This is a genomic window from Paenibacillus sp. GL_099_B (assembly GCF_057835695.1).
This window is the reverse complement of sequence record NZ_CM174430.1, coordinates 2,785,596-2,801,756: the sequence shown is the minus strand read 5'-3', so window position 1 is coordinate 2,801,756 and position 16,161 is coordinate 2,785,596. Positions and strand designations below refer to the sequence as shown.

The 16,161-nt window shown below is 44.1% G+C and carries 14 protein-coding genes; 3 read left to right on the top strand and 11 right to left on the bottom strand.

The genetic code is table 11. The annotated features are described in order from the left end of the window. Positions 1-166: 166 nt before the first annotated feature. From dctA to AC3ITG_RS13120, 5 genes are all read right to left on the bottom strand, one after another. The gene (dctA, locus tag AC3ITG_RS13140) at positions 167-1,519 is read right to left on the bottom strand and encodes a C4-dicarboxylate transporter DctA (RefSeq protein WP_489253971.1); all 1,353 of its coding nucleotides are present in this window, start codon (positions 1,517-1,519) and stop codon (positions 167-169) included. 240 nt (positions 1,520-1,759) lie between these two features. Next, the gene (locus AC3ITG_RS13135; RefSeq protein ID WP_063563389.1) at positions 1,760-2,452 is read right to left on the bottom strand and encodes a metal-dependent hydrolase; all 693 of its coding nucleotides are present in this window, start codon (positions 2,450-2,452) and stop codon (positions 1,760-1,762) included. 89 nt (positions 2,453-2,541) lie between these two features. Further along, positions 2,542-4,233 carry a glycoside hydrolase family 13 protein gene (locus tag AC3ITG_RS13130; protein ID WP_489253970.1) on the bottom strand — a complete coding sequence of 564 codons (1,692 nt, stop codon included), beginning with the start codon at positions 4,231-4,233 and terminating at the stop codon, positions 2,542-2,544. 120 nt (positions 4,234-4,353) lie between these two features. Further along, positions 4,354-4,812 carry a VanZ family protein gene (locus tag AC3ITG_RS13125; RefSeq protein WP_489253969.1) on the bottom strand — a complete coding sequence of 153 codons (459 nt, stop codon included), beginning with the start codon at positions 4,810-4,812 and terminating at the stop codon, positions 4,354-4,356. Positions 4,813-4,855: 43 nt separating this feature from the next. Continuing rightward, positions 4,856-5,014: a GyrI-like domain-containing protein gene (locus AC3ITG_RS13120; protein WP_489253968.1), complete on the bottom strand. Its 159-nt coding sequence runs from the start codon at positions 5,012-5,014 to the stop codon at positions 4,856-4,858. Between the two features lie 287 nt (positions 5,015-5,301). Here AC3ITG_RS13120 and AC3ITG_RS13115 point away from each other — a divergent pair, with 287 nt between their 5' ends. Together AC3ITG_RS13115 and AC3ITG_RS13110 are read left to right on the top strand one after the other, a co-directional pair. Further along, positions 5,302-5,481, top strand: coding sequence for a hypothetical protein (locus tag AC3ITG_RS13115; protein WP_489253967.1), 180 nt, complete (start codon positions 5,302-5,304; stop codon positions 5,479-5,481). A 21-nt stretch (positions 5,482-5,502) separates the two neighbouring features. Continuing rightward, a complete protein-coding gene (locus AC3ITG_RS13110; RefSeq protein WP_413377920.1) occupies positions 5,503-6,312 on the top strand; it encodes a CPBP family intramembrane glutamic endopeptidase in 810 nt (269 codons plus the stop codon). A 111-nt stretch (positions 6,313-6,423) separates the two neighbouring features. On the opposite strand, the gene AC3ITG_RS13105 is transcribed toward AC3ITG_RS13110, so the two are convergent. From AC3ITG_RS13105 to AC3ITG_RS13095, 3 genes are all read right to left on the bottom strand, one after another. Further along, positions 6,424-8,856 (bottom strand): glycogen/starch/alpha-glucan phosphorylase, encoded by a 2,433-nt coding sequence (locus AC3ITG_RS13105; protein WP_489253966.1) that lies wholly within the window; start codon positions 8,854-8,856, stop codon positions 6,424-6,426. A 332-nt stretch (positions 8,857-9,188) separates the two neighbouring features. After that, the gene (gene glgD, locus AC3ITG_RS13100; protein WP_024631848.1) at positions 9,189-10,292 is read right to left on the bottom strand and encodes a glucose-1-phosphate adenylyltransferase subunit GlgD; all 1,104 of its coding nucleotides are present in this window, start codon (positions 10,290-10,292) and stop codon (positions 9,189-9,191) included. 27 nt (positions 10,293-10,319) lie between these two features. Continuing rightward, a complete protein-coding gene (locus AC3ITG_RS13095; RefSeq protein ID WP_413379603.1) occupies positions 10,320-11,489 on the bottom strand; it encodes a glucose-1-phosphate adenylyltransferase in 1,170 nt (389 codons plus the stop codon). Positions 11,490-12,174: 685 nt separating this feature from the next. Here AC3ITG_RS13095 and AC3ITG_RS13090 point away from each other — a divergent pair. Then, a complete protein-coding gene (locus AC3ITG_RS13090) occupies positions 12,175-12,897 on the top strand; it encodes a methyltransferase domain-containing protein (RefSeq protein WP_489253965.1) in 723 nt (240 codons plus the stop codon). Here the strand turns inward: AC3ITG_RS13090 and AC3ITG_RS13085 are convergent. The 3 genes from AC3ITG_RS13085 to AC3ITG_RS13075 form a co-directional block, all read right to left on the bottom strand. Then, entirely contained in the window at positions 12,894-13,895 is a 1,002-nt protein-coding gene (locus tag AC3ITG_RS13085; protein WP_489253964.1) for a hypothetical protein, read from the bottom strand. The two genes, AC3ITG_RS13090 and AC3ITG_RS13085, sit on opposite strands and share 4 nt — an antisense overlap. 40 nt (positions 13,896-13,935) lie before the next feature. Continuing rightward, positions 13,936-14,874 (bottom strand): tyrosine-type recombinase/integrase, encoded by a 939-nt coding sequence (locus AC3ITG_RS13080; protein WP_489253963.1) that lies wholly within the window; start codon positions 14,872-14,874, stop codon positions 13,936-13,938. Positions 14,875-15,016: 142 nt separating this feature from the next. Next, entirely contained in the window at positions 15,017-16,159 is a 1,143-nt protein-coding gene (locus AC3ITG_RS13075; RefSeq protein WP_489253962.1) for an amidohydrolase family protein, read from the bottom strand. Positions 16,160-16,161: the final 2 nt, after the last annotated feature.

Here is a 16,161-nt window from a genome sequence, read left to right as displayed (position 1 = left end):
TCCTCTGTAACAATTATTTTGCTGCTTGCGTTCGAGAACTCCATGATATCTGTATCTGAAACGAAAAAACCGTCTGTTACCCCATGATTTCATGCGGGTAAACAGACGGTTCAAATTCGAAGATATGATGAGTTTAAACATACGAAGCCCGTTCACTTCCTGTTTCTTACAGTATATCCGTTGAAACTATTCCTTTCCCCTGTTCCCTTTTGTTCAACTTCACCGAGGATAAGGACGCTTGTTCGTCTCTCTCCAGTTCTTCGGCACTGATCTCCCCAGAGAGCACAGCCCGCATGCGTTTTTGGTCCAACAACCCTTCCCATTTCGCCACTACAAATGCCGCAACACAGTTGCCCATCAAATTCGTGAATACTCGCATGGTGTCCATGAAGCGATCCGCACCGAGCAGTAAGGCAACAGCAGCTACCGGGAATGCATTCAGGGCCGCTGCTGTAGCAGACAAAGCAAGGAATGCGGAGCCAGGTACACCCGCCATACCCTTGGAGCTAAGCATTAACACCAGTAAAATCGTAATCTCTTGTCCGAGTGTCAGATCAATGCCAACCGCCTGAGCCAGAAAAACCGTCGCCAGCGACAGGTAGATCGAGGCTCCGTCCAGATTGAACGAGTACCCTGTTGGAACCACAAGGCCGACGACAGCACGATCACAGCCTGCTTTGGTCAACTTGTCCATCATGCGGGGCATAACGACTTCCGAGGAACCTGTACCAATCTCGAGCATCACTTCGGAACGTGTATATTTTACAAATTGCAGAAAGTTCAGTCCTGTAATCCACCAGGCAGCCAGTGCAAGCATCACCAGAAACAGTAACGCTGCTCCGTAACAGGCAATAATCAGCAAACCGAAGGAGGACAGCGTGGATGCTCCATATGCTCCAACAGTGTATGCCATGGCTCCGAATGCTCCAATCGGTGCCAGTTTCATAATGTATCCAATAATGCGGAACAAGATACCCAATACATTTTCAATTAGCGTCAGCACATTCTCCTTCGCCTTACTTTCCGTTGCTGCCAAGGCTACCCCAAACAAGCAGGCAACGAGCAGCACTTGCAGCAATGCATTTTGTGCAAAGGCATCTACAACACTTGTTGGAATAATATTCATAATAAAGTCGACGACATGCGGCAGTTCGGAACCATTGGTTTTGGCTTCGATGCCACTTGCATCAAGGGTCGAGGGGTCCACGTTCATGCTTGCACCCGGACGAAGCAGATTGGCTGTGCCGAGTCCAAGGACGAGGGCAACCGTCGTTGCGATTTCAAACCACAGAATGGCTTTGAATCCAATGCGTCCAACCGATTTCAGATCACCGATTTTGGCAATGCCTGTCACGATCACCATAAAGATTAATGGAGCAATGATCATTTTGATCAACTTGATGAAACCTGTTCCGAGCGGTTGCAGCAGACTGCCCAGATTAGGCCATAGAATGCCTACACCAATCCCGATGATAACCGCTACAATGATTTGAAAAAACAATGATTTCACAAATGACATGAACGCTCCCCCTGTTTTTCGGTCAATTCGGATTTTCGTTTGGTTTCCGTGTAATTTTTTATAACATTACAGCACGGACTTCAACAATGGAATTTCAAGGTTTTTGTTATTTGAACCAACTGTAGCGTATGAAATTGAACTTGAAACCGAAAAAAGACGAATATCACGTCAGTTATCTTGACGTGATATTCGTCTTTAGCTTCGTATTGCTTTTATTATTGAACAGTGATTAAAAGAGCATTACAGGGTAAGGGATTGCCCCGGTGCCAGCACACGGCCTTCCAGACCTTTGGAAGCAAGCTGCTCCACAAACTTCTCGGCATCCTGACGAATCACCGGGAACGTATCATAATGCACTGGAATTGTCAGCTTGGCATTGAACCATTCGGCGGCCTGCAGAGCATCTTCCGGTCCCATGGTGAAATGTCCACCAATAGGCAATAGTGCTACGTCGATATCATGGCGGTCACCAATCATTTTCATATCACCGAACAGACTAGTATCTCCGGCATGCAAAATGGTTTTGCCACCAATGTTAATAATATATCCTGCAGGCAATCCTGCGTACATGATCCGTTGTTCCTCTTCCAGCACGATTCCGGAAGTATGGAAAGCCTGGATCATTTTGGCTTGCGCAAAACCAAGATCCACCGTTCCACCCATGTTCATTCCGAGTGTATCCAGACCTTTCCAAGACATATATGTAGCCAGTTCCACAATCGCAACCACCTTGGCATTGTTGGCCTTGGCGATGGGTTCAGCATCCAAAATGTGATCCATATGTGCATGTGTCAGTAAAACGGCATCCGTCTTGATGTCTTCCGGTTTGGTGACAGCAAGTTCATTGCCACGCAGGAAAGGATCAATGATCAACGACTTCTCTTCTGTGCCCAGTTGTACACTGGAGTGTCCGTGGTAAGTAATATTCAGCAACTTGGTATCCTCCTGACATATGCGTTCGTTTAGTTTAATTTTCAACCTATATTATAATTCAAAACTCTTCGCCAAAGCAAAATGATGTCTCATCGCTGCATTTGATAAACCCGTGCTTCATAAGGCTGAAGAAGAATCGCGCCCTTATCGGTGGAATAACGTCTGCTGACATTGCTGATGACCGTCTTGGCATTTTCATCGTTCCAACCTTCAGGCCATTGCATCTCAGATTCATGTTCGCGGAAATTCAGAATAACCAGCATCTGCTCATCATCCAATGTTCGGGTGTAGGCATAGATATCGGGATCATCCGGCAAAAGCAGCTCATACACCCCATAGATGAGTACTTTATGTTGTTTGCGAAGTGCGATTAGTTTACGGTAATAATGCAAAATGGACTGGGGATCACGTTTGGCATCCTCAACATTAATCTCAGGATAATTCTCATTCACCTGAATCCATGGCTCACCATCGGTAAATCCCGCATGTTTCGTATCATCCCACTGCATCGGTGTACGGGCATTATCACGACTCTTGCGCCAGATCGCTTGCATAACTTCATGTTTCGCTCGCCCCTCACCAATATGCTGCCGATAATAATTCATCGTCTCAATATCACGATAATCCTCAATATCAGGGAAAGCAACATTGGTCATGCCGATCTCTTCCCCTTGATAAATGTAAGGCGTACCCTCCAGAGTGAGCATCCACGTAGCCAGCATTTGGGCAGAGCGCACCCTGTACCTTCCATCATCACCGAAACGGGATACCGGACGCGGCTGGTCATGATTGCCCATGTAATTGGCATTCCAGCCTCTGTCATGCAGCACGGTTTGCCAGCGGCTCATAATTTCTTTCAGCTCGGGCAGCTTCCACTCCCGATAATTCCATTTGCCGATTCCAGACGACTTCGCATCCACAAACATATGCTCAAACTGGAACACCATATTGAGCTCATTCCGATCTGTCCCAACATAGGCCAGTGCCTGTTCCGGTCCAAGCCCCGAAGTCTCTCCCACGGTCATTGGACCGTAAGGCTTCAGGATCATGTCGTTGAGTTTGTTCAGGATCGAATGTACCTGTTCGAGGTTGGAAAAAAGCTGGTACGCAGGAACGACCGGCAGATTATCCGGATTATGTGCGCTCGGTAGCCCCTCTGCCTTCGCGATATGTGCCACCGCATCGAAACGGAAACCATCCACACCTTTTTGTAACCACCAATGCACCATCCCATACATCTCTTCTGCCATCTGTGCATTGTTCCAATTCAGGTCAGGCTGGTGTTCAGTATAGAGATGCAAATAATATTCATTCGTCTCCGGATCATGCTTCCACACAGAACCCCCAAAGTAGGACTCCCAGTTGTTTGGAACCTGACCATTTTTGCCTGAACGCCAAATATAATAATCCCGTTTCGGATTCACTTTCGATGAACGTGACTCGGCAAACCACGCATGTTCATCCGACGTATGATTCAGCACCAGATCCATCATGATCTTTAGACCACGCTTGTGCGCCTCAGCCAGCAAACGGTCAAAATCCTCCATCGTTCCATATTTGCGTAAAATGGAGTAATAATCTCGGATGTCATATCCGTTATCATGCCCAGGTGAATCGTAAATTGGACAGATCCAAATCACATCCACGCCCAGCCCAGTCAAATAATCGAGCTTGTCATATATCCCCTGCAAGTCACCCTGACCGTCCCCATCCGAATCTTTGAAGCTGTTGGGATAGATCTGGTACACCACACTCTCTTTCCACCAAACGATATAGACCACCTCGCTTTCATCACTCTTTACTATATAACCCGTTAGTATGTTTTATCCGAAATGCTCCTCTTATAAACAGAAAAGATCCAGTAACACATAAAGACCCGATCATTAACTGCTATTCGCAGTTCAATTTCGAGTCCTTCTCTGTGAGTATATGAATAAGGCAAACCCTATGTATCCAATCCAGGCACCCACCGTATTCAAAATAATGTCATCGACATCAAACGAACCAACACGGGTAATCAATTGCGTAATCTCAACAGCAAACAAAAGTAAGACGACAATACCTGTAAATGGTAAAAACTTTCGGCACCTACGGAATAACCAAGGAATCCATATTCCAAGCGGTAGGAACAAAACAATGTTCCCAAACAGGTTCTTCACCCAGACTTCCGTATGGTATCTGTTCTTTTCAAAAAGAAGAGGCTTAATTGTTTCTAGTGGTACCAGATTATATTGATAATTCACACCAGGCGTTCTCCCGCTGACAAAGAGCAAGTTCCCCATAATCAACATGTACAATACTGCCATGCAGGCAATGATTGCAAGCATCCATCTGGAGTGGAACCACGAACGTTCGTTCATTCCCTCAAATCCTCCGACCTTTTTTTCCGCGGAGCGGTAAGGTCTATTTTAAAGGGATATAGATCTTCATGTCCAGCTGCTCAGGCGTGGACTCCCATACATCCGTCACCTCAAAATCCGGTCCTTCCCTTCGTTTATAGTCAGACTGCGGTAGCCAGCTGCCAAAAACTATTTTGCGGATATCATGTCCCGACCCTTCCACCGTAAAACATAGTTACCTAAACAGAACCTAAACTACAGCAGTAAAAATTCAGCTGGTTTTCATCCATTTTGTTTAGCTTCTATTTAACTTGGGCTACTAGAATTGTAAATGAGGCAGCAATCCAAATATGTTCCTCGTCACTGTAGCTTCCGTCGGATTTCTGGATCATTCTCTGTTAATACAGTGTTACTTTCTTTTCGCGTTTTCCAGCTCAATGAGACTGTTGTTGCGCCTAGTGGTTGGAAAAATTAGCACAGAGAAAATAGAATTTGCGAGAAGGAGGACGCATGATCCTAACCATAAAAGAGCTCGTTGAAGGTAGGGGGGATGAAAGGCTGGACGTTCGCAACCTTTGTATTAAACTCCGCAGTATTGTCGGCACTGTTTCCAAAGACTTTGCGGGACTATATCTTGACTTAATCGAAGTTAAAATCATAAGAAAACAAGAACAAATGAAAAAATATTAATTTATAGTGGGAGTGTTTATAATGTCAATTAATAGGGACAAGCTGCAAGAAACTTTGGACCCTACCCTTCGGGTTCGTCCCCGCGTAGGATGGGGTGTTCTCACATATTTCCTCTACAGCGCAGTCTTTTACGCGATCTTCTTGCTCAACGGCATCGACTACACGCGAGTGGGTGAGAGTGAGCGGACCCTTCTTCTCTGGTATATAGCACCGCTGTCCGGCGGTGCCGTGCTGACCATCACAATGGTCACGATCTACGGATGGTGGCGTCCTAGCCTGGTTGAAGGGCGGCATCTTTCTCGATGGACAACGACTCTCCCGATCATCATGATGGTCATCGCGATCGTGAACATGCTGACCGGCGATTTCACCCGTGTCACCCCCCTCATGTGGGTGTATCTCATTTTCGGCAGTATCATGGTCGGCTTCAATGAAGAGATGATCAACCGAGGTCAGTTAATGGTTGCTCTGCGCAGCCGATTCGGCGAAACCGGGGTCTGGCTGCTCTCAACAGCGATGTTCGCAGTCTTTCACCTGCCGAACATGTTCTGGGGCATCGGAGCGGGTGCCCTGTTCCAGGTAATAATCGCTTTCGGCCTTGGTTCGATCTTCTATCTTGCTCGGCGGTCTACCGGATCACTCGTGGCCTCCATATTCCTGCACGGGTTCTGGGACTTGAGCGTCTTCTCAGCGAATGGCGCATCGGCGTTACCCATCGCTGGTTTACTAGCTCCGTTGTTGGTGATCGCTGCAGTGATCACGGTTCCAATCATCCTTCGTCGTGAAAAGCGGCGCGATAGCGCCCAAAGTGTGTCACGACCAGTCGGCTGATTTATACAAAAATCCCCTTGTGCTACAAGGAATGATCTCTGATGAAGGTCTATGAACCCAACAGAGATCAACCTAGTGTACAAGGGGATTTCATTGTTAAACAATAATTATTTAACCTTTCCAGTATCCGGACACCGGATGAATGCCCCAGATGTCAGTCGCATATTCACTGATGGTGCGATCACTGGAGAAAATGCCGGATTGAGCGGTATTCAGTACCGCCTTGCGTGTCCAGCCCGCTACATCGCGGTATGCCGAATCAATGGCAGCATGAGCATCGGCATAGGCAGCAAAGTCACGCAACACAAAGTACTCGTCACCATGGGCCAGCAAGGAATCATAGATATCCCAGAATTCACCATCACGCTCACAGAACGCTCCCGGATGTACCAGTTGCTCCACTACCTCGCGAATTCGTTCATCCTGCTGTACAATCTCATTCGGCAGATAACTGCCGGAACGGTAATAATCAAGCACATCGTCTGAACTCAGACCAAAGATGAACATATTGTCTTGACCGACCTGCTCTGCCATCTCGACATTCGCGCCGTCCATGGTACCAATGGTTAACGCACCGTTCATCATAAACTTCATGTTCCCCGTACCGGAGGCTTCCTTGCCTGCGGTTGAAATCTGTTCACTGACGTCCGCGGCAGGAATAATTTTCTCTGCAAGAGAGACCGAGTAGTTTTCCAGGAAAAATACCTGCAGGCGATCTTTCACGGCCGCATCGCGATTGACCGTATCTGCCACCGTGTTAATCAACTTAATAATTTTCTTGGCAAAATAATAGCTCGGCGCTGCCTTTGCTCCAAAAATAAACGTACGTGGCACGATATCAAACGAAGCATCGCTCTTGAGGCGGTTATACAAATGCATGACATGCAGAATGTTCAGCAGCTGCCGTTTGTACCCATGCAGCCTTTTCACCTGTACATCAAAGATGGAATCCGGATTGACAGCCTTTCCGGTATGATCCAGGATGTACGCGGCCAGTCGCTCCTTATTATTACGTTTAATGGAATGGAACTGTTGCTGGAATGAAGCATCGTCTGCAACGCCTACCAGCTCATTCAGTCTGCCCGGCTCCCTAATCCACTCACTTCCAATCGTATCTGTGATCAGATTCGAAAGCTTCGGATTAGCATGCATCAGCCAACGGCGATGGGTAATGCCATTGGTTTTGTTATTGAAACGCTCGGGATATAGTGCATAGAACGGAGCCATTTCCCGTTCCTTCAATATTTCGGTATGCAATGCCGCGACACCGTTGACGCTATGACTGCCCACAATCGCCAGATGAGCCATCCGCACCTGATCGTTCGCAACAATCGCCAGATGCTGAATACGATCTTGGTCTCCGGGGTAACGTTCGAGCAGCATGCCGCAGAAACGTTTGTTGATCTCTTCAATAATCATGTAAATGCGTGGCAGCAGCTTGCTGATCATGGCTACAGGCCACTTTTCAAGCGCCTCACTTAGCGTTGTATGGTTGGTATACGATACGGTGCGGGTCGTAATATCCCACGCTTCATCCCATCCATAGCCTTTGACATCGATCAGAATGCGCATCAGTTCGGGAATCACGAGTGTTGGGTGAGTATCGTTGATATGGAACGCCACTTTATCCGGCAATCGATCATACGAAAGCTCAAGCTTATTAAATGTACGTAAAGCACTCTGTACGCCTGCCGAACACATGAAATATTGCTGTTTCAGACGGAGCAGCTTGCCTTCGTATTGGGAATCATCCGGATACAAAAACTCTGAAATCGATTCTACCGAACGACTGTAATCCAGATATCCGTAATAGTTCGAAGGGGTATCGAGCGAAGTCTCCCGCTTGGGTTCCGCACTCCACAATCGCAAGGTGTTCACATGGGGCTGGCCATAACCAATCACAGGCACATCATAAGGTACAGCTACAACCGATTCGGCATCCTTCGTGACAAATTGGTAATGTCCATCCTGTTCATAGGCTTCCACACGGCCCCAGAACTGCACTTCCACCTTTTTGTCCGGGCGGCGTACTTCCCATTCATTGCCCTTCTCGAGCCAATTATCGGGTAATTCCACCTGATTGCCGTTAATAATTTTTTGCTCAAACAAGCCATATTTATATCGGATTCCGCATCCATGTCCTGCATAGCCGAGGGAAGCCAGTGAATCCAGAAAACAGGCTGCGAGTCTTCCTAGACCTCCGTTGCCGAGACCTGCGTCCGCCTCCTGTTCTTCCACCTCTTCCAAAGAGAAGCCCAGTTCAGCCAGACTGTCACGAACGAGCTCCAATTCATTTACATTTAACAGGTTGTTGCCGAGCAGACGTCCAATCAGGAATTCCAGCGAGAAGTAATAGACCTGTTTATCCTGGCGCTGCTTAAACCCCTGATTCGACGCCGCCCAATCATGACCCGCATATTCGCGGATCATGCTTCCAAGTACGTGATAGACATCCTCCTGCGTTGCTTCTGCTAGTGGTTTGCCCAATTTGCTGACCAGATTGCGTCTAAAAATACTCTTGAACGTTTCCTTGTTGTCAAACAAAAGAAGGTTCCTCCCGGTGAAATCCTGTAGGATAGTGGCGGTTCATACACTTAAGCGCTTGAACATCCAGCAAAGTGGCCGTTACGGGTACGAATCGTTCTTTCGATCGCTGTTATCCTATATTTTCTTTATTGTATTATTCAGATGTGAAAATACAGTGATAAAGGCGAACGCTACGCTTCTCCAGAATCGATTTCGTTCCCTCCACTACGTTTGCACGTTAGCAAGCACAATCGAAGTTGCATTTCAACTTTCGCCCATGAACCTTAAATCCATCCTACAGGATTTTTATTTTATATATATTTATAGATGATATCGGTTAAGTGTTGGTATTAGATAATAGTACTCTTCGCCAGAATATACGGGTTCGACGGGTCGCCGATCAGCGTCTGGCCGCCGCTTAGCTTCACATCTTTGTCTAGAATGACGTTCTCCAGAACGGCGCCTTCTCCGATGTAGCATTTTTGCATAATAATGGAGCCTTTAATTTTGGCACCTTTGGCCACATGCACCCCACGGAACAGGATGCTGTCTTCCACTTCCCCACCCACAATGCAGCCGTTCGCGAGCAAGGAATGTTTCACCTCAGCAGTGTCCAGGTATTTAGCCGGAGCCTCGTATTTAATCTTGGTTTGAACAGGCTGTTCCTTGAACAGCTGCTCATACAGTCCACTATTCAACAATTCCAGACTGTTGCGGTAATAGCTATCGATCGAATTGATCACGGCATGATAGCCATCATAGGCATACGCAGCAATGTTCAAGCCATCCGGGTTTTTCTGAATCACATCACGGAAGAAATGGCTCTCGCCATGAGCAATGCAGCGCTGCACCTGGCGCAGGAACAGTTCTTTTTCCATAATGAAAATTTCTGTATATATATTCGGGTGATCGGCGCTTTGGTGAATGTCCACCACATTACCGTTCCCGTCATCTTCTACTTTGACACAGGCGTCATGTTCAGGCAGCAGTTGATCCACTTTTTTGCAGACCAACGTTACATCCGCGCCCTTGCTTATATGGTACCTGTACACATCCTGCAGATCTGCTTTGGTTACGTGCCGACTACCTGCATGGACAACATATTGCCCTGAACCCCGGCGGAAGAAATCGAGATTATTGTGAAAATGCTGCAAATCCCCTTGTGACGTATCGGTTGGATCGTTCCAGTCCGGTGGTAAAATAAACATACCGCCATGCTTGCGATCCAGATCCCACGGCTTGCCGTCTCCCAGATGATCCATGAGTGAACGGTACTTGCGACGCACAAATACACCGATACTCTCAATGCCAGCATTCATCATATTGGATAATACAAAATCAATCAGACGGTAACGCCCGGCATAAGGCACCGCGGCTCCGCAGCGAAAGTACGTCAATTCCTTCAATTCCTCAAGCTCATGGTCAAGGTTAATAACTCCGATCAATGGTTTCATCGCATGCACCGTCCTTTGGGGTTTAGATTAGGCTTTACTTGTCATTCCCTCGAGAAGCTGACGTTCCAGTTCTTCCTGATCTACCAGTAATATATCACTCTCATCATCAGGGGCGGGTGACAGATGTACTCCATCCGGGATCACCAATCCTTCGGCAATAATAGCTTTGTGAATGCGTACATTTTGTCCAATCTTCACTTTTGGCATGATCACCGAATCGGTTACGGAACTGTTCTCCCCCACCTCGATTCCGTAGAACATGACGGAATGATTAACCTCACCATGCACAACACTGCCTTCACTGATGATGCAATTCCGCACCTTCGCCGATGGTGAAATATATTGCGCAGGCTGATTCGGATTTCGGGTATAGATACGCCAGTCCGGGTCGTTCAGATTAAACGGCGTTTCCTCATCCAGCAGGTCCATATTGGATTCCCACAGACTGCGGATCGTACCTACGTCCTTCCAATACCCTTCAAATGGATAAGCGTATAGTGATTTTTCATTTTCAAGCAACAAGGGAATGATATCTTTGCCAAAATCATAGGAGGTGGATGCCTGCTGTTCGTCCTGGATCAGGAAACGTTTCAGCACATCCCACTTGAAGAGATAGATACCCATGGAAGCAAGCGTGCTCTTGGGTTCAGGAGGTTTTTCTTCGAATTCATAGATGCGATAATCATCGTGGGTGTTGAGCAACCCGAACCGGCTGGCTTCTTCCAACGGAACGTCAATGACCGATATGGTGCAATCTGCATCCTTTTCTTTATGGTATTGAAGCATTTTCTCGTAATCCATTTTATAGATATGATCCCCTGACAAGATGAGCACATGCTCAGGATCGAATTGTTCGATAAAATTCAGGTTACGGTAGATCGCATCCGCCGTACCGCGGTACCAGTTACTACCGTCTTCACGTTCGTGAGGAGGAAGTACATATACCCCGCCATTTTTGCGGTCCAGATCCCAATCACTGCCAATGCCTATATAGGAGTGCAGCACCAGAGGTTCGTATTGGGTTAATACACCGACCGTGTCGATGCCAGAATTGGAGCAATTACTTAGAGGAAAATCAATGATGCGGTAGGTTCCGCCAAAATAAACAGCAGGCTTGGCCAGTGATTTGGTCAGTCCCTTTAATCTTTTGCCTTGCCCTCCAGCGAGCAGCATCGCTACAACTTCTTTTTTTGCCATCATTACAGCCTCCTCCATGTGCATTCGTTCTAATTCATTTCAGAGCCCATAATCCGATATGCTGTTGTGTGGACATTTTTGTCATGATTAGGAGCATGCTGTACAGACTTATTGCTTGGAAATTCCAGCCGAACGTCGTTCTTTGTAATGTCTGAAAGTAGATGATAGATGCAGAATTGCCTGTACTTGTTGTGTAGAGGTGATAGGTGGATGTAAAAATTAAGGTGTACCCCGTGAAAAATGCAATACATTACTCCTATATAACATTAAACACGAAACGGGCTGAGGAATCTTGCTGGAAAACTTCGACAAAAGTTTAAGTGGATATCACTCCTTCCTTTATGCCGCTGTTATTAAATATTGTATTCGATGATGGGTCTGCAAAATCCTTTTGGAAAATGTGAGGGGGAAAATGAAATCAAACTAGCATACTTAATGTTTATTGAATTCAACAAAAATCAATCATCCATTGATTTTATGGGCATTTGAATCCATATGCCTATTCTAAAGTTAAAATAAGGTCTTTTGAATCATATAATTAATTTATTTTTGTAAATTTTTAGAGGATAAGATAAAAATGTGTCGAATGATAAATATGGTATAAAAGTAACATTCACGAATTGGTTTGAGCCATTTGAATGAATAACTACATACTAATAACTATAAATTATTTGGAGGTTTTGTGATGAATGAAATCAAAGATGAAGAGATCATAGACTTTTATGATAATCATGAAAGTATTTGGCCAGATGATGACAACTGGCATCAGTACACCAAAAATCAACTAATCAAATATGTCAATCAATATATGTTGAAAATAAAAATGGATGAACCTTTTAAAATACTCAATGCAGGTTCAGGTGGCAGTACATATGGCCTTAAACAAGAAATGTACCACTTAGATTTAACAGGTAAGCATATATCTCACTTTAAAAATCATATTGTTGGAAGTGTTGAGAATATACCATTTGAAAATCATACATTTAATACAGCTATTTGCGTTGGAAGTGTTCTCAATTATTGCAATGCTTCTACATGTATAAATGAACTTTCAAGAGTAATATCTACTAAAGGTTATTTGATATTGGAATTTGAGAGCAGTTGGAGTATGGAGTTTTACAAAACATCTATACATAAAAAAAATGTTGGTATGGCAATTACTAAATATTTTGATTCAGAACATAAACTATGGATCTATTCAAATAAATTCGTTCAAGAAATACTTAAGCATAACAATTTTAAAATAATAAATTTAGGAAGATTTCATATATTAAGTAGCTATGCATATAGATTCTATCAAAATGAAAACAAAGCGGCTCCCTTTGCCAAGTTAGATCCTCTTTTCCGTTATATTCCTTTAATTTCAAAAAGAAGTCATAATATAATTTTTCTTTGTCAAAAGAACTAAAACTTATCACCCTTCTTGCTTGTCACCCAGACTATTATGGCAGAAATTAATGCAGGAGCTATCCCTGAAAAACCAGATGATATGTCCAGATTGAAACCGAATAATTTAAATAGATAATTTGATGCTATTACTGCAAGTATAGGAATGACAATTATGCAGCATACCATTAATAAATATTTTAATGTTTTGCCCTTTCTTATATTGGCAGGTACTGATCCGGATGTTATTTGTAAATGAGTATCATCAATTAAATTGTTATTATATTTGACCGAGATACTATTTTTTTCGAATATACTTTTTTTGAAATATTCATAATGTTTATCTAAGTTACTTTTATATATCTTTAACTCAGATTCTTTTAGAAATGGAACATACCAATTGTAGTAATAAGAATAGTATATACTTTTCACAATACTATTTACGGTTTCCTTAGATAGTTGGGATATTTCTGAATTTGTTTGTAGGTAGAGTTTGCATGGAAATGAGCTCTCATAATTGTTGTCTCCTAACTGTGGTTGGAGATAATCAATATCAATGGAACAAAAATTCTCCATATATATAAGTTTTTTTAGAAAAGCACTTTCTTTGTCAATTTGTTTTCCATTATCACGATCACTAATCTCTGTAATCCAATAATCTACAGATAAATTCATTCTATCTTTGAAATAACTTTTTATTAGACTGAATACAGGAAAAAAAACTGCATTTACTCTAAAATCCTTACTAAATGTAATGTAATCAAACAAGACAAATCTATTTTTGGAAAAGTAGGCAGTTTCTGAATATCCAATCACTGAATTATCCAAATACACTGCAAAAACCATAAATGTAAAATCTGCATTGTCCTTACTTTTATCTATCCAATAAGAAATTTCATTGGTAGCGGTTCTTATTTCAACAGGAGTTTGATCTTCATAAATTTTCAAGGCTTTTAAATAGTCCTCGTCGTCAGATCTAGTTATTAATTTTACTTTGTAACAGTTTGATAATGGACTCACGGCAACCTCCAAATAATTTATAGTTATTTGGAGGTTTTCTCTACACTTTTAAGTTATTTCTCGGATTAAACCGCGAGAGTACATCTTTTTTGCGTTCAACTGACACTTCTGTATAAATTTGCGTAGTACTGACGTTCGTATGCCCAAGAATTTCTTGGACTGAGCGCAAATCTGCCCCGTTGTTCAGTAGGTGTGTAGCAAAGCTATGTCTGAGGTAATGAGGTGTTGATTTTTTGCTAACCTTAGACAAATCCCTGTACTTCGAGTAAATATCTTCAATTGAATATATCGAAAGGCGATCGCCATATTTGTTAATAAACAGCGCATTGGAGTTGGGATCGAAATGCTCGCGAGCATGCAGCCATGTTTTGATTTTAATGATTACCTCATTACTGGAAATATACAATAAACGCTCTTTACGACCTTTCCCAAAGATCAATACCGTTTTTTCCTCCAGATCTATATGTTCAATATCGATACCCACTAATTCGCCGATACGAATTCCGATCACGTAAAGCAACTCGATAATAGCATCATTGCGTAGGTTAATTCGTTTCCTAAAATCTGTACGTAATTGCTTCATATCTTCTTGTGGAGCATTTAACAACCTTTCAACCTCATTCACAGAGAGAGTCTTCGGAATACGTTTTGCTGTTTTGAAATTTCTTCCGAAACCAAAAATAGGGGATTCAGCAATACCCCCTTCCTGTACCAAATAATTAAAAAAAGCTTTAAAGCATATGTATTTTCTTTTAATTGTAGAGTCTTTAAGCGTTTGCTCACTTGTTAATTGTTCTAGATACTTTCTTAAATTATCTCTGTTTACATCATATATATGATTATCATTAAACCATTCAACGAGTCTGTTGAGGTCAGACAGATAAGCTTTTATCGATTTTTGGGACAGGTTCCGTTCTACACTTAAATATATTTCATATTGCTTAATGTATGTATTAAAATCATTATTGCTGAGTTTCATGTTGCCTCCTGGTGTGTATGTGATATGTCGTATAGCTCGACCTACATTATTGCGCATGCCAGCTTATTTGTGAAGATGTCCAAAGTTCTATAAACTGGTCAATAATGATTTTCTAGCAAATGAAAAAAACGCAGAAACCATTTCATGGTTTCTGCGCCCCAATAATTACGGACACGATGCTCTCTCGTAGCTGATCTGCATTTTTCGTTTGATACGGATCGGCATTGAAAATAATAGCATCCGCAATATAGCCTTCTGCAATCTGTCCCAATTCGTTGCCACGACCCAGAATCTCAGCAGCATTGGTCGTCGCAGATTGCCACGCCTCTGCACGGGTCAAGCCATAATCGATCAGCGTATCCAGCTCTTGCAGATTATAGCCATGCAGTGAAGGTGTGGCGTAATCGGTACCGAAACCGAAACGAACTCCAGCTCTTTTGGCATATCCGATGGCTGTAGAATGAGCTTCCGCAGCGCGAGCAGCACGATCACTGATAACAGTAGGCAACGCCAGCACGCCTTTTGGATCTGCGGCAATACGATATATTGATGTGGTGGGCACAAAGGCCGTTCGGGACTGCGCAAGTCTGCTGGCCTGATCCTCCGATAAGAACATTCCATGTTCCACCGATTCCACCCCGGCTTGAATAGACCAGTCTATCGTCACTCCACCCCAGGTATGAACCAGCACCTTTTTATGGTTGGCATGGGCATGGCGAACGATGAACGCGAACTCTTCCTCCGAAAATACAGGATCGAGCACTTGTTCCGTAGGGGCTCCCAGCCCACCTGTAGCCATGATTTTAACCCATCCCGCGCCTGTATCAAAAATTCCGTTCAGCCGTTGTTCCAGATGCTTTACACCACGGGCATCTGCCGCTCCCAGCATTTCACTGCTGGTTTCAACTCTTAAGGGGTGTTGATAGTGCTGAGCGAGATGCCGAGCGGTGCTTGGTAACAATCCGCCTGCATCTCGCGCCGTGGTTACTCCCGTCCGAAGGGTGGCTGCAAAAGCTTGCGCCTGCATCACCTCAACCTCGTGGCTGTCACGTTTCAATTGATCCGCATGGTCAAAGTCTGTCCAGGCCAGATGTGTATGAAGATCAATAACTCCGGGACTTACCCATAAATCTGTACCCGGAAGCGATGAGTTATCATTCTGCGGCACGGATTCTGTAACAGATGCAAACAGGCCATTCTGGATCGAGATATCGAACCGTTTGCCTTCAATGCCTGCTATAAAGATATGTTTGAAGCTTTGCTCCTCCGATTTTACCTGGGTCATAT

Excerpts from the sequence above, each read along its gene's own strand:
- AC3ITG_RS13125 (WP_489253969.1), bottom strand. The coding sequence starts at position 4,812 with ATGAACGAACGTTCGTGGTTCCACTCCAGATGGATGCTTGCAATCATT.
- AC3ITG_RS13090 (WP_489253965.1), top strand. The coding sequence starts at position 12,175 with ATGAATGAAATCAAAGATGAAGAGATCATAGACTTTTATGATAATCAT.
- AC3ITG_RS13110 (WP_413377920.1), top strand. The coding sequence starts at position 5,503 with ATGTCAATTAATAGGGACAAGCTGCAAGAAACTTTGGACCCTACCCTT.
- AC3ITG_RS13075 (WP_489253962.1), bottom strand. The coding sequence starts at position 16,159 with ATGACCCAGGTAAAATCGGAGGAGCAAAGCTTCAAACATATCTTTATA.
- dctA (WP_489253971.1), bottom strand. The coding sequence starts at position 1,519 with ATGTCATTTGTGAAATCATTGTTTTTTCAAATCATTGTAGCGGTTATC.
- AC3ITG_RS13080 (WP_489253963.1), bottom strand. The coding sequence starts at position 14,874 with ATGAAACTCAGCAATAATGATTTTAATACATACATTAAGCAATATGAA.
- AC3ITG_RS13095 (WP_413379603.1), bottom strand. The coding sequence starts at position 11,489 with ATGGCAAAAAAAGAAGTTGTAGCGATGCTGCTCGCTGGAGGGCAAGGC.
- AC3ITG_RS13115 (WP_489253967.1), top strand. The coding sequence starts at position 5,302 with ATGATCCTAACCATAAAAGAGCTCGTTGAAGGTAGGGGGGATGAAAGG.
- glgD (WP_024631848.1), bottom strand. The coding sequence starts at position 10,292 with ATGAAACCATTGATCGGAGTTATTAACCTTGACCATGAGCTTGAGGAA.